Below are 14,343 nucleotides of genomic sequence, written 5' to 3'. Positions count from 1 at the left end.
AATGTCGAAAGTTCATAAAAATAGTTCCAACAAAATGTCTAATGACTTGTTCTAGAACGGAGAGTTAAGATAAATCCAGAAGATTTAGGATATTCCTGAAAAATCTTAACAATATGTAAGAGAGGTGTGGACAGTGATGAGTAATTTGCCAAAGACAGCTGATGTTGTCATAATCGGCGCGGGATTAATGGGGTGCAGCACGGCCTATGAGCTTGCCAAGAGAAATGTAAAAAACATTGTCGTTTTAGAGAAAAATGCAATCGGTTCAGGGGCAACCGGCCAATCAAGTGGTGTACTTCGTGGTCATTACAGCTATCCACTATTAACGCGGATGGCTGTACAAAGTTTGGAAACCTTTAAATACGCAGAAGAGATTTTAGGAAATGAAGTCGGCTACCAGCCTGTTGGATATATGTTTGGAGTCGATCATGAGAATATTGAAATATTGAAAAAGAATGTAGAAATGCAAAAGAAAAATGGCGTAAATACTGGAATAGTATCCAAGGAAGTAGTTAGGAAGGAAATTTGGCCCCAATTGGATACGGAACAATTTGGTGCATTTGCCTATGAACCTGAAGGTGGTTATGGTGATCCGGTCCTAACCAACCAAGCATTCGCGGATGCTGCGAGGGCATTGGGAGTTACGATTAAGCAGCATTGCGGTGTAAAGAGGGTGCTGACAAGTGATGATGGCAGCAAGGTTGTAGGGGTAGAGACAATTGATGGTCAGATAATCTTTACTCCATATGTCATTGTAGCGGCAGGAGTAGGAGCACACCACATTATGAAAAATGTGGGTGTGAATGTACCAGTTCAGGGGCAGCGCGCACAGCTCATTTATATTTCTCCCGGTGCTTCAATGGGAACGGTTCCTTCTTTTGGAGATTTCAAGCATGACCAGTATATTAAACCTGAAGTATGCAGCGGTCACCTGCTGCTAGGGAATGCCGATCATGCGGATCCACAATATATTGATCCGGCCGATTATGATGCAGACCAATACCCTAAGCATGCGACAGAAGCAGCCATTGAGAAGGCGATTATGAAATTCCTAAGCTGTTTTCCATCGCTCGAACAAGCTAAGTTGTTAGCTAGTTACTCTTCAGCCTATGAGGTGACACCAGATGGAATTCCGTTTATAAGTCGAACTCCGATTGTTGGTGCCTACCTTTGCACGGGGTTCAGCGGACACGGATTTAAAATAGCGCCAAGCGTGGGGAAATTGACTGCAGACCTAGTATTGGCAGGGAAAAGTAAGCAAGAAGGCATTGATCTTGCTCCTTTCCGATTAACACGCTTTGAAGAAAATGATTTACTTTTACCAGATCATCCATATTCAACAACCGTTAATAGCCACGTGTAATAAGTAAATTTCTTAGGAAAAAGGAGGTTAAAAAGGATGAATATAGTTGTCATTTTGAAACAAACATTTGATACGGAAGAAAAAATAATCATTGAAAATGGGGAAGTTGTTAACGACAATGCGCAGTTAATTATCAACCCATATGACGAATATGCGGTTGAGGAGGCTGTTAAGTTAAAAGAGGTGCACGGTGGAGAGGTAACAGTTATGTCAATTGGTCCATCAGAAGCTGAAAGTGCATTACGCACAGCACTTGCCATGGGAGCCGACAATGGTGTACTGATTGAAAATGAAGATGACCTGCCGTTGGACGAGCAGGGGATTGCCAAAATATTAGCGGCTGCCATCAAAAAACGAGATTTTGATATTATTTTAGGCGGGAATATGTCTGTTGATAATGGTGCGAGTCAGGTAGGACCTCGTATCGCTGAAGAACTAGGAATTCCCCATGTAGCCACAATTACGAAACTAGAGATTAATGACAGCTTCGTTAAAGTTGCAAGAGACGTTGAAGGTGATTTAGAAATCATTGATTCTTCCTTACCAATATTAGTTACTGCTCAACAAGGATTGAATGAACCTCGTTATCCATCATTGCCAGGAATTATGAAGGCGAAAAAGAAACCGTTGGAAAGACTGGACATTGAGGATTTAGATATTAGTGAGGATGATCTTCAGCCGAAGTCGAAAATCGTCGGCTACTATTTACCAAAGAAAAAAGAGGCCGGACAAATTCTAAAAGGCGACATCCAAGCTCAGGTAAAAAAGTTAGTGCAGTTACTTCATGCTGATGTTAAGGCAGTTTAAAGGGGGATATGTGATGACAAAAGTACTTGTTCTTGCCGAAGCCAAAAATGGAAAAATCAGAAATGTGTCTTTTGAAGTTTTAACTGTAGCTGCCCGAATCGCAAAGGGTGATGAAATTACTGCTTGCGTATTTGGAAGTGATGCAGAAAAGTATTGTGAAGATCTTGAAAAATACGGGGCAAAGAAAGTGTATATTGTCGATAATGATGAATTGAACAATTATTCCCCTGATGGCTACAAACAGGCTTTGTTAAACGTTATCGATGAAGTGGAGCCGGAGGTTGTCTTAACAGGACATACGTCGATTGGCAAAGACATTCTTCCTCGTGTAGCGGCGCGGTTAAATGCTGCAGTCGTTTCGGACTGTATCGAAGTAGAAGCAGGTGAGGATATCGTTTTCACTAGACCGATTTATTCTGGAAAAGCATTTCAAAAGAAAGTAGTTACAGACGGTCTCGTCATGGCTACGATTCGCCCAAACAATATTGAAGCAGAAGAAAATCAAGTGGTTAGTGAAACAATCAAATTATTAGTAGAAATCAAAGATTTACGCACTGTGGTTAAAGAAGTTGTGAAGAAAGCTACCGGTAAAGTCGATCTTTCAGAAGCGAAAGTTATCGTATCGGGGGGGCGGGGCGTGAAAAGTTCTGAAGGATTTAAACCATTACAAGAGTTAGCTGACGTTCTTGGTGGTGCCGTTGGGGCATCTCGTGCCGCTTGTGATGCAGAATATTGTGATTACTCTTTGCAAATTGGTCAAACAGGGAAAGTGGTGACACCCGATTTATATATTGCTTGCGGCATATCAGGTGCGATTCAGCATCTAGCAGGAATGTCCAGCTCTCAAGTGATTGTTGTGATTAACAAAGATCCTGAAGCGAATATTTTCCATATAGCCGATTATGGAATTGTCGGAGATTTGTTTGAAGTCGTGCCATTATTAACAGAAGAATTTAAGAAGGTTATTGCTGAAAAGCAAGCGATTACAAATTAAATTTTGTGAGTTTTAAATAGCTTTGGGGCTGCCAATTAACTAATGGTCAGCCCCCTCATTTTTATAGATGGGGTGAAACAATGCGAATAAAAGAATCACTTAAAAGTGTTGCAGAGGAAATAATCGAGTTTCGGCGAGATTTCCATAAGAATCCTGAACTTTCGTTTCAAGAAAAAAGAACTTCGAAAATAGTAGCTGAATATTTGAGAAGCCTTGGTTTACACGTCCAGGAACATGTGAATGGGTTTGGTGTTACAGCAGATTTAATTGGAGTTGAAAAAGGACCAACTATTGCCTTTCGGGCCGATATGGATGCCTTGCCAATTCAAGAGGAAACGGACTTGCCTTTTGCTTCAGTCGTTCCGGGAGTGATGCATGCTTGCGGTCATGATGGCCATACCGCAATATTAATGGGGGCAGCAAAATTATTAACTTTAGAAAAAGAGAAATTAAAGGGGAATGTGAGATTTATATTTCAACCTGCTGAAGAAGTTAATCCTGGTGGGGCGATTGGGATGATTAAAGAAGGCGTCTTAAATGGAGTAGAAGCCATCTTTGGCTTACATCTTTGGTCGGAATTGCCTTCAGGAACTTTTCGAACGTGCGCTGGCCCAATGATGGCGGCAACGGACCGGTTTACGATTGAAATTGAAGGCAAGGGAGGTCATGGCGGGATGCCTCATAAAACGATTGATTCGATAGTTTTAGCATCACACCTTGTCACGGCGTCCCAGCAAATTATTAGCCGGAGCATTGATCCTTTAGAGTCAGGAGTCATTACATTTGGGGAACTGAAATCTGGAACTGCTTTTAATATTATTGCAAACAAGGCAGTATTAGAAGGAACAACACGCAGTTTCACTCTTGAAGTGAGGAATACACTTCAATAGAAATTAGAAGAATTAACAAATGGTCTGGCAAAAATTTATGGAGCATCTATTAAACTAGATTATCAGTGTGGATATCCATCAGTTGTAAACCACGAAAAAGAAGTGAAGCTTAGCTTAGATGTCGCAAATAATCTGTTCGGATTTGAATTTACAGGAATCATGAAACCGAATATGGTTGGCGAAGATTTTGCTTACTACCTCAAAGAGGTTCCAGGCGCTTTTTGTTTTGTGGGTGCAGGAGATCCGAACAAACCAATGTATCCACATCATCATCCTCATTTTCAGATTGATGAAAGTGTGTTACCTAAAGCAGCGGAATGGTTTTGTCAAATGGCTATGAAGTATTTGGAATAGATGAAATTTTATGTAAAACTGTATGAAAAGTTTCTTTGTATTATAGTCAGTTTTGGCAATGGAAATCTCTAATAGATGGATTTAGTATCAATAATATAAATACATAGTTTTAGATTAAGGAGGGGGAACGGATGACTTTTACTAAACAAATAAAAGAAACCAAAGATATGGACATACGATATGTTTGGGAAGCAAGAAAACGAATAAGCACGATTATTAACAGAACACCAATCATTCATTCTTCCATTCTATCAGAAAAAATCGGTCGACATGTTTATTTAAAGCTGGAAAATGTTCATGAGGTTGGAGCATTTAAAGTGAGAGGGGCCGCTAATAAAATACTAAGTTTGAATGAAGAAGAAAAAAAACGCGGGGTTGCAACGTTTTCAACAGGAAATCATGGGATGGCAGTAGCGTATATTGCGAAGAAGCTTGGAATTGATGCGGTTGTCTGTATCTCTAATCGGGTGCCAAAGGCAAAAGTAGACTCTCTTAAAAGGCTGGGTGCTCAAATTGAAATCGTTGGCGACAGTCAAGATGATGCCGGAGTGCGGTGTTATGAATTAGAAAAGGAGAAGGGATTAACCGTTATAGAACCCTTTGATGACCCTCATGTTATCGCAGGACAAGGAACGATAGGGTTGGAATTGTTGGAGGAACTTCCTCAGTTAACAGATGTGATTGTTCCGCTTTCAGGTGGCGGACTGCTCTCTGGAATTGGCTTAGCCTTGAAATCTAATGATAAGAATATACGAGTAACAGGTGTCTCAATGGAAAAATCAGCTGTTATGTATGAAAGCTTACAGGCCGGCAGACCGGTAATTCTTGATGAAAGTGAGACGCTTGCTGATAGTTTACTTGGTGGAATCGGACTTGATAATCAATACACGTTTCAAATGGTTCAGAAATATATGGATGATGTTGTCCTGGTTCCTGAAGAGGAGATTGCCTATAGTATGGCTTTTATGATGGATAAGCACAGAATCATTATGGAAGGGGCAGCAGCGACTGGAATTGCGGCAGTATTAGGAAAAAAAATCCCTCACCAAGAGGGTGATTTGGCTGTTATTATTAGTGGTCATAACGTTGATCTTTCGGTATTACTTTCGGTCATTCAAAAGTATACATCTGAAAACTAAGCAGGATATAAAAAAACAGATACCCCTAACCACAGGATTAGGAAGTATCTGTTTTTTGTTGTATTAAAATGAATCTACTTAACAAACAACTCTCTTGGGAATCTCGTAATTGTCTCGCAACCACTTTCAGTAACTCTAATCGTTTCTGTGATAGCTACGCCATATCCATCCAGCCACATCCCAGGCATCATATGAAACGTCATATTTGGCTTTAGGACGGTCTTATCCCCTGGTTTAAAAAATGCTGAATTTTCCATCCACACAGGTGGATAGCCTAAGCCAACCGTATAGCCCATCCTAGATTCTTTTTCTAAACCGTATTTGTTGATAGTTGTTTGCCAAGCTTTTTCTACCTCTTCGCATGTGACTCCAGGCTTTACTGCCGATAGTGCAACGTTTAATCCCTCAATTACGATTTTGGCTGTTCCTCTTACTCTCTCAGGAGGTTCCCCAATAAAGATGGTCCTTGTTAACGGTGCATGATAGCGTTTGTAACTTCCTGATAGTTCCATATAGACTAACTGACTATCTTGATATTTTCCTTCTGTGGTCCAAGAGAAGTGGGCTCCTGCTGTTCTTTCTCCTGCAGGCATAACAGGTGCAAGTGACGGATATTCACCACCATACACTCCTGTTCCTTTCACTAAGTCACTATATACTTCAGCTGCAACATGGCATTCTCTTACACCCACTCCAATTCCCTCGATGGCATTATACATGGTCTTTTCTACAATTCTAGCTGCTATCTGCATGTATTCTAATTCTCTAACGGATTTTTGTCCTCTTATCCAGTTGACAAGTGCTGTAGCATCTACTAAGGTCGCATCTGGCAAACTTCTCTCTAATCGGTTATACCAATGTGCGTTAAAATAGTAAGCATCAAATTCGAGTCCTGTTTTTTTATTATGAAGTCCTTTTTCTTTTAAAAAGCCGCCAATAAAATCCATTACGTGCAAGACCTTTGGCTCCCACAAATATTTGTCAGGATAGGCAATGAAGTTTTCTTCAGACATCCATGTGGTTTCCGAAGCACAATACAAATCTTGCAATCTGACTATACATACTGGCTCCTCTAATGATGTTGCAATTATTACTCCCTGAGGTACGTAATAGGACATTGCATCATATCCCGATACATAGTTCATATTTGAGGGATCAGTAATTAATAATACTTCGATCCCTTGTTCTTCCATACTTGTCTTTACTTTTCTTACTCGTTCCTGATATTCCGTTTTTTCAAATGGTAACATTTCGACTACCTCCATTTCATATTCTTTTTTCATCATACTGAAAAGAGAGTGTAACAATCATCCTACAGATTGTTGGAATAAAATCCCGATAAAAGTGCATTTTGATAAATTTGACTAGAAAGAAGAAAAAACGTTCATACAATCTGTCAGATGAAAAACATAAATCGTATTTCGTATAATGAACCAGACAAATGAAAATATTCTAAAAATTGAGTCAAAGGCAGATAGGAGTGCATGGATATGTCTTTCGTAACAGCTGAGTATAAAGAAAGAATTCGTAAAACAAAGGAAAGGATGCTGCAAAAAGGAATCGATGTCCTCCTTATTACAGACCCAGCCAATCTGAATTACCTTTCTGGCTATGATGGGTGGTCATTTTATGTTCACCAGATGCTTGTCCTCATCATTGATGAAGATCAACCGAAATGGATTGGACGAGGACAGGATGCCAATGGTGCCAAAGTAACAACATGGCTCTCGCACGAAAATATCATTTCTTACCCAGATGAATATGTTCAGTCGGATATCTTGCATCCAATGGATTACGTGGCTGATCGATTAAAAGAGTTAGGGCAGGATAAGCGCTCGATTGGCGTAGAAATGGAAAACTATTATTTCACAGCCAAATGTTATCAACAGCTCACAAAGGAATTGCCGAATGCCACCTTTACTGATGCCACATTACTAGTCAATTGGGTTCGTCTAATAAAGTCGGATGCGGAAATTGAATACATGAAGCGGGCAGCCAAAATCGTAGAAAAAGCGATGCAGGCTGGCATAGATTTGATTGAAGAAGGTGTTAGGGAATGTGATGTAGCAGCCAAGATTTTCTATACACAAATCACCGGAACAGAAGAATTTGGCGGGGATTATCCTTCTATTGTACCGCTCTTGCCATCCGGAGAAAAAACCTCAACACCACATTTAACTTGGACGGATGAACGATATAAGAGTGGAGACGCAGTTATTTTGGAAATTGCGGGCTGCTATAAAAGGTATCATTCACCGCTAGCAAGGACAGTTCAGATTGGAACACCAAAGGAAGAAATGAAAACCCTTTCAAGTGTTGCCGTAGAAGGCATAAATTCTTGTTTGGAGATGATTCGCCCAGGCATTGCTTGTGAAGAAATTGAAGAAACATGGAGAAAAACCATCGAAAAAAGTGGATTTGTGAAAGATTCGCGTCTTGGATATTCAATGGGTCTGAATTATCCACCTGATTGGGGCGAACACACCATGAGCATTCGAAAAGGTGACAAAACGATCCTGCAGCCAAATATGACCTTCCACCTTATACCAGGATTATGGTTGGACAAATACGGTTTTGAAGTAAGTGAGTCGGTCCGGGTTACTGAAACTGGATGTGAAACATTTGCCAATGTCTCAAGAGACTTGACGTTAAAGGGGTTTCAAGTCACAAAGTAAAGTTTTATAGGAGGTGAAAAACTAATGTTTATTTTTACCGAACAGGAAATTAAGCAATACATACAAATCAATGATGAGGCAGTAAAAGTAGTAGAAGACGCTTTTACCAAACTATCAAAAAATGAGGTTATGATGCCACCAATCATGAGAGTGGACATTGAGGACCAAAATGGCGAAGTTGATGTGAAAACTGCCTACATCAAAGATAAAGAAATGTTTGCGATAAAAATTTCTTCCGGTTTTTTTAATAATTATCAGCTTGGTTTACCAAGCGGTAACGGAATGATGATATTAATCAGCACCCAAACTGGAGTTCCAGAAGCTATTCTTTTAGATAATGGGTACTTAACAGATGTTCGCACGGCAGCAGCAGGTGCGGTGGCGGCAAAATATCTTTCTAAAGAATCCATTGAAACAGTGGGTGTAATAGGTGCAGGCAGTCAAGCAAAATTTCAACTCAGGTCTTTAGGTCTTGTCAGAAAGTTTAATAAGGTTCTAGTTTACGCTCGCTCAGCGGAACGTGCTCAAGAATTTGCAGTCGAAATGACAGCAGAATTAGGAATGGAAGTTGTCGCAGTACCAAGTGCAGAAACTGTTGTTAGAAACAGTGATATCGTAATTACGACAACCCCATCAAAAGAACCAATTATAAAAGCAGAATGGCCCCATCCCGGACTCCACATTACAGCAATGGGTTCGGATGCGGAACATAAACAAGAATTAGAAGCAGAAATTTTAGTTAACGCTGATTTGCTGGTCTGTGATACAAAAGCACAATGCGCCCGTTTAGGGGAATTACATCATGCACTAACTCAAGGTGTACTTACAGAAAACGCGCCAATTATTGAATTGGGTGAACTTACATCCTTGAAAGTGGAAGGAAGAACAAACGATGAACAAATTACGGTTTGTGATTTAACAGGTACAGGTGTACAGGATACAGCTATTGCCCTGTTTGCTTATCAAGAAATGAAGAGAAGGAATTTAGGTGTAAAAATTAAAGGCAGCGATATGTTGCTAAAAAACTAATTGAGGAGTGGTATTTATGACAAACAATACACCAAAAATGGGAACGCAAGCAGTATGGGCAGGAGAAAAAGATTATTTAGTACATGGTGCAACACAAGTTCCTGTTGTTTTAAGCGTAGCTTATGGTTATGACGATATGGATGAATGGTATGATGTGGCAATTGGCAAGAAGAAAGGCCATATTTATGGACGCAATACAAATCCTACCGTGCAAGCATTTGAAGATAAAATCAAAATTCTTGAAGGTGCAGAAGCAGCGACAAGCTTTTCAACAGGGATGGCAGCAATCAGCAATACACTTTCCACCTTTTTAGTACCTGGTGACCGCATTGTTTCAATTAAAGACACATATGGCGGAACAAATAAAATCTTTACTGAATTCCTGCCGCGCCAAGAAATTGAAGTGGCCTTATGTGAAACAGGAAACCACGACCAAATCGAACAAGAAGTTGCCAAAGGCTGCAAAATTTTATATTTGGAAACACCAACAAACCCAACAGTGAAAATTACCGATATTGAACGGATGGCAAAAGCAGGGCGAGCTGCTGGGGCACTTGTTGTTGTTGATAACACTTTTGGTACACCAATTAATCAAAATCCAATAGCCTTAGGTGCAGATTTGGTCATTCATAGCGCGACAAAGTTTTTGGGAGGACATGCGGACGCGTTAGGCGGTGTAGTTTGTGGGTCTGAGGAACTTGTTGAAAAGATCTACCATTTCCGTGAAATTAATGGAGCAACAATGGATCCAATGGCAGCCTATCTTATTTTACGCGGAATGAAAACACTTCATCTACGTGTTCGCCAGCAATGTGAAAATGCGATGACCCTTGCAAAATACTTACAGACAAAGGATATGGTCGAGGCAGTGTATTATCCAGGTCTTGAAACTCATCCACACCATGATGTTGCAAAGAAACAAATGAGAAACTTTGGCGGAATGCTTAGCTTTGCCGTTAAGGGCGGGGTGGACACCGTTCGTGATCTTCTTCCTAAATTACAATATGCCAACCGCGCAGCAAATTTAGGTGCCGTAGAAACAACAGTTGGGCCAGCCCGTACAACAAGCCATGTTGAATGTACTCCAGAAGAACGTGCTGCAATGGGAATTCCGGAAGGACTGATTCGAATCTCTTGTGGTATTGAAGAAATCGAAGACATCCTTGCAGATTTCGAGCAAGCCTTCAATCATGTTGAAAGTATTTTAAAAGTTTAATAGCTTTCAGTCCATTTTTAGGAGGAAAACAGGAGATGCCGGAACGTAAAGATCACCCGATCGTTATACAAGCAAACGAGTTATCAGAAAGAATTATTTCATGGCGGCGCCTGTTTCATCAACATCCCGAACTCAGTTTTCACGAGTTCGGGACCTCAAAATTTGTTGCTGAAACGCTGAAGAAAATTGATGGATTACAGGTTGAAACTGGCATTGGCGTAGAAACGAGTGTCGTGGCTACATTAACGTCAGGAGAGGGACCGGTTATTGCCATCCGTGCGGATATGGATGCGCTGCCGATTAAGGAAGAGAACACGCATGATTTTAGATCAAAAAATGAAGGCGTAATGCACGCATGCGGTCATGATGCCCACACAGCGATTTTACTTGGAGCAGCCCATCTTCTTGCAGATAAATTTAAAAAGGAAGAGTTAAAGGGAACGGTTAAATTTATTTTTCAGCCAGCTGAGGAATGTACGGATGAAAAAGGGCAATCAGGTTCGCCATACATGGTTCAAGCGGGTGCCTATGACCAGGTAGATGCGGCCATCGCCCTTCATATGTGCCCCTGGCTTCCTGTTGGGGTAGCACAAGTAAACGATGGATACAGCATGGCAAATGTCGATGTGTTTACGGCGAAAATTTTTGGAACGGGCGGTCATGGCGCCTATCCTGAACTAGGAACAGATCCAATCTGGATGCTTGGGATTTTCATGCAAGCATTACATGGTATCGTGGCTCGAAAAATACCAGCATTGGAAGCTGGTGTCATAAGTATTGGTCAGATCCATGCGGGAACTGCAAGCAACATTATTCCAAATGAAGTGAATATCTCAGGAACGATTCGCAGCTATACGCCAGAGGTCAGGGATTTATTGAGTTCGGAATTAAATAAAGCTCTATCTGTGGTTGAATCTTTGGGTGGAAGTTATACGCTCGAAGTTGAAAGGGGGGAACCAGCTTTACATAATGATTCTCGTGTAAACGGTTTCTTTTTAAAATCCATAGAAGAGATGTATCCAGAGTGTCAAATTGTAAGACGTCCATTTGGCATGGGCGGTGAAGATTTCGGCTATGTGACACAAAAAATACCAGGAGCCTTATTTTTCCTTGGAAGCGGCACTGCCGATGGCATTCAAAGAGATTTACATACTCCGATCTTTGATATTGATGAAAACAGCTTAGAGATGGGAACATCTATTCTTGCACAAACGGCTGTTAACTTTTTGAAAGATGAATCTAATTTAACAATTAAGAAGGAGGGAAAGGCACATGTCTCATAAACTAGCTTTTATCGGATTTGGTGTAGTTGGGCAGGGTTTAGCAGAAATTTTGCTCGATAAAAAGGAAGAGTTGAAACAAAAAGAGGGATTTGAAGCAACGGTAGTCGCCATTTCCGATTTCATAAAAGGGTCGATCTATCACCCAAATGGCCTTGATTTAAATATGGTACTAAAAACGTTAAAAGAAACAGGGAATTTGGAAAATTACCCTGATACACCTGGATTAATCACTGGGTGGACCAGCCTGCAAACCATCGAAGGTACAAACGCAGATACAATTATTGAGGTATCCTATACAGATGTAAAAACAGGGCAGCCTGCGATTGATCATTGCAAAGCAGCGTTTGAATGCGGAAAAAATGTAGTCATGACAAATAAAGGACCGGTAGCTCTTGCTTATCAGGAACTATCTGAAATAGCCGAGAAGAATGGTGTTTATTGGGGATTTGAAGGCACCGTTATGAGTGGGACTCCTTCGTTAAGAATGCCTGTTATGACCTTGGCTGGAAATGAAATCAAAGAAATTCGCGGAATTCTAAATGGAACAACCAATTATATTTTAACAAAAATGGAGCAAGAAGGCGTGTCCTATGAAGATGCACTAAAAGAAGCACAGGTGCTTGGCTATGCAGAAGCAGATCCAACTAGTGATGTGGAAGGCTATGATGCAAGATATAAAATTGTCATTCTGGCAAACTATGTCATGGGTATCCCGTTAAGTGTAGAAGATGTTTCTTGCAAAGGAATTACTGATATTTCGTTAGAAGACATAGAGGAAGCAAAGGCCGAAGGGAAACGGTGGAAACTGCTTGCTAAAGTCAAAAAGGAAAATGGAAGGACAGTCGCTTCAATCGCACCTGAAAAAGTGGATATCACGGATTCCTTAGCATCGATTGGCGGCGCAGTCAATGCGATCACTTATGAGTGTGATCTACTCGGTCCTGTTACTTTAAGTGGAGCGGGAGCAGGAAAAACAGAAACAGGATTTTCACTTTTAATTGATTTGATTAATATCAACCGTGAACGTAAACCGGTAACAGTATAGCGCCCGTTTAGTGACGCTAGATCTGGACAATTCTCATAGTCAAAACTTTTATACTTAACGTTAATAAGAGAAGGGCGGGAATGATAATGCCAGTTCAAATTTCAGGAAAGAAGATGCTGCTTGGCGGCGAATGGGTGGGACGCGACCAGATGATTGAAGTGCGTGATCCGCAAGATAACAGCTTAATTGATAGTGTTCCAGCTGCTTCATCTGAAGATATGATTCGATGTATTGAGGAAGCCAAGGAAGGTGCTAAGATTGCTGCGGCAATGCCTGTTCACGAAAGAATGAGAGTCATAAACGCAGCCGCGGATTATATTGAAACGCATAAAGAAGAATATTCTGTCATCATCGCCAAAGAAGGTAGTAAAACGATAAGGGAAGCGTCAAAAGAAACGACCAGATGTATTCAAACTTTAAGAATCAGCGCAGAAGAGGCCAGACGAATAAATGGTGAAACCATTTCCTTTGACCAAATGCCAGGAAGCGAGAACCGGATCGGGTATTATTATCGTTTCCCAATTGGTATTATTGCTGCAATCACTCCATTTAATGATCCGTTAAACCTAGTTGCACACAAAGTAGGGCCAGCTATCGCTGCCGGCAATGCAATTATCGTAAAACCAGCTACGGTAACACCACTAAGCGCCCTTTTACTTGCGGAAGCATTTGCACATGCAGGACTTCCTCCGAAAGTATTATCTGTCGTAACAGGATACGGCCATGAGATTGGAGATGTTCTCGTAACCCATCCGGCAATACGGATGATTTCCTTCACTGGTGGACTTGAAGCTGGAGAAAACATTGTTCGTAAAGCTGGGTTAAAGAAAATTAGTATGGAACTCGGATCCAATTCTCCGGTGATAGTTTTGGAAGATGCCGATCTACAAGAAGCTGTTGAATCAACCGTTTCCGGTGCGTTTTGGGCAGCTGGCCAAAATTGTCTCGGTGTGCAGCGTATCTATATTCAAGAAAGCATAATGGCTGCCTTTCAAAAAGAATTCGTAACACTTACAGAGCAATATATTGTGGGTGATAAACAATTACAAGAAACCGACATGGGTCCGCTGATTAATGAAAGAGAAGCTAAGCGCGTACAAGCTTTGGTTAATGAAGCCGTCGAAAAAGGGGCTGATCTTTTAACAGGTGGTAATCGAACTGGTGCGTTCTATTCCCCAACAGTCCTAGCCAATATTCCGGAAAATTGTAGAATAGCGAAAGAAGAAATTTTTGGACCTGTTGCTCTTCTTTACCCAGTAAAGGATTTAGACCATGCTATTCAAGAATCTAACAGTGTTGATTTTGGTCTTCAAGCGGGAATATTCACAAAAAATATTGAAAAAGCGCACCAGGCCATTGCCCAAATGGATGTTGGCGGCATTATGATCAATGACAGCAGTGACTATCGGATTGATGCCATGCCGTTCGGAGGAGTTAAAAAATCTGGATTAGGCAGAGAAGGAATTAAATTTGCCATCCAGGAAATGACCGAACCAAAGGTTGTGTGCTTTAAGTTATCTGACCGGTCATGAGAAAACAATACAACTT

At 40.9% G+C, this 14,343-nt stretch carries 13 protein-coding genes; 12 read left to right on the top strand and 1 reads right to left on the bottom strand.

Annotated features, from left to right (window positions below):
* Positions 1 to 136: 136 nt before the first annotated feature.
* The 6 genes from CCK98_RS21540 to eutB all read left to right on the top strand — a co-directional run bounded on the left by CCK98_RS21540 (position 137) and on the right by eutB (position 5,547).
* Complete coding sequence (locus CCK98_RS21540) at positions 137 to 1,363, top strand: FAD-binding oxidoreductase (protein WP_088088459.1); 1,227 nt, start codon at positions 137 to 139, stop codon at positions 1,361 to 1,363.
* A 36-nt stretch (positions 1,364 to 1,399) separates the two neighbouring features.
* Positions 1,400 to 2,170, top strand: a complete 771-nt coding sequence (locus CCK98_RS21535; protein WP_088088458.1) for an electron transfer flavoprotein subunit beta/FixA family protein — start codon at positions 1,400 to 1,402, stop codon at positions 2,168 to 2,170.
* A gap of 13 nt (positions 2,171 to 2,183) precedes the next feature.
* Entirely contained in the window at positions 2,184 to 3,164 is a 981-nt protein-coding gene (locus CCK98_RS21530) for an electron transfer flavoprotein subunit alpha/FixB family protein (RefSeq protein ID WP_088088457.1), read from the top strand.
* Between the two features lie 80 nt (positions 3,165 to 3,244).
* Positions 3,245 to 4,054: a M20 family metallopeptidase gene (locus CCK98_RS21525; protein WP_256942436.1), complete on the top strand. Its 810-nt coding sequence runs from the start codon at positions 3,245 to 3,247 to the stop codon at positions 4,052 to 4,054.
* A 102-nt stretch (positions 4,055 to 4,156) separates the two neighbouring features.
* A complete protein-coding gene (locus CCK98_RS36505) occupies positions 4,157 to 4,408 on the top strand; it encodes a M20/M25/M40 family metallo-hydrolase (RefSeq protein ID WP_373408506.1) in 252 nt (83 codons plus the stop codon).
* A 131-nt stretch (positions 4,409 to 4,539) separates the two neighbouring features.
* Positions 4,540 to 5,547: a hydroxyectoine utilization dehydratase EutB gene (eutB, locus tag CCK98_RS21520; protein WP_088088456.1), complete on the top strand. Its 1,008-nt coding sequence runs from the start codon at positions 4,540 to 4,542 to the stop codon at positions 5,545 to 5,547.
* 74 nt (positions 5,548 to 5,621) lie between these two features.
* Here the strand turns inward: eutB and CCK98_RS21515 are convergent, their stop codons facing one another.
* Positions 5,622 to 6,797: a Xaa-Pro peptidase family protein gene (locus CCK98_RS21515; RefSeq protein ID WP_088090496.1), complete on the bottom strand. Its 1,176-nt coding sequence runs from the start codon at positions 6,795 to 6,797 to the stop codon at positions 5,622 to 5,624.
* Positions 6,798 to 7,037: 240 nt separating this feature from the next.
* On the opposite strand from CCK98_RS21515, the gene CCK98_RS21510 reads away from it, so the two are divergent.
* The 6 genes from CCK98_RS21510 to CCK98_RS21485 all read left to right on the top strand — a co-directional run bounded on the left by CCK98_RS21510 (position 7,038) and on the right by CCK98_RS21485 (position 14,327).
* Positions 7,038 to 8,222, top strand: coding sequence for a M24 family metallopeptidase (locus tag CCK98_RS21510; protein WP_088088455.1), 1,185 nt, complete (start codon positions 7,038 to 7,040; stop codon positions 8,220 to 8,222).
* 24 nt (positions 8,223 to 8,246) lie between these two features.
* Positions 8,247 to 9,251, top strand: coding sequence for a cyclodeaminase (locus CCK98_RS21505; protein ID WP_088088454.1), 1,005 nt, complete (start codon positions 8,247 to 8,249; stop codon positions 9,249 to 9,251).
* Positions 9,252 to 9,267: 16 nt separating this feature from the next.
* Positions 9,268 to 10,467, top strand: a complete 1,200-nt coding sequence (locus CCK98_RS21500; protein WP_088088453.1) for a cystathionine gamma-synthase family protein — start codon at positions 9,268 to 9,270, stop codon at positions 10,465 to 10,467.
* A 35-nt stretch (positions 10,468 to 10,502) separates the two neighbouring features.
* Positions 10,503 to 11,750 (top strand): M20 family metallopeptidase, encoded by a 1,248-nt coding sequence (locus CCK98_RS21495; protein WP_088088452.1) that lies wholly within the window; start codon positions 10,503 to 10,505, stop codon positions 11,748 to 11,750.
* Positions 11,740 to 12,795: a homoserine dehydrogenase gene (locus tag CCK98_RS21490; RefSeq protein WP_088088451.1), complete on the top strand. Its 1,056-nt coding sequence runs from the start codon at positions 11,740 to 11,742 to the stop codon at positions 12,793 to 12,795. The genes CCK98_RS21495 and CCK98_RS21490 overlap by 11 nt, the downstream gene beginning before the upstream one ends.
* Before the next feature lie 80 nt (positions 12,796 to 12,875).
* The gene (locus CCK98_RS21485) at positions 12,876 to 14,327 is read left to right on the top strand and encodes an aldehyde dehydrogenase family protein (protein ID WP_373408505.1); all 1,452 of its coding nucleotides are present in this window, start codon (positions 12,876 to 12,878) and stop codon (positions 14,325 to 14,327) included.
* Positions 14,328 to 14,343 lie beyond the last annotated feature (16 nt).

This window comes from Bacillus sp. OV166, from assembly GCF_900177675.1.
In the GTDB taxonomy this organism is placed as follows: Bacteria; Bacillota; Bacilli; order Bacillales; family Cytobacillaceae; genus Neobacillus.
This window is presented reverse-complemented; position numbering and strand designations above follow the sequence as displayed.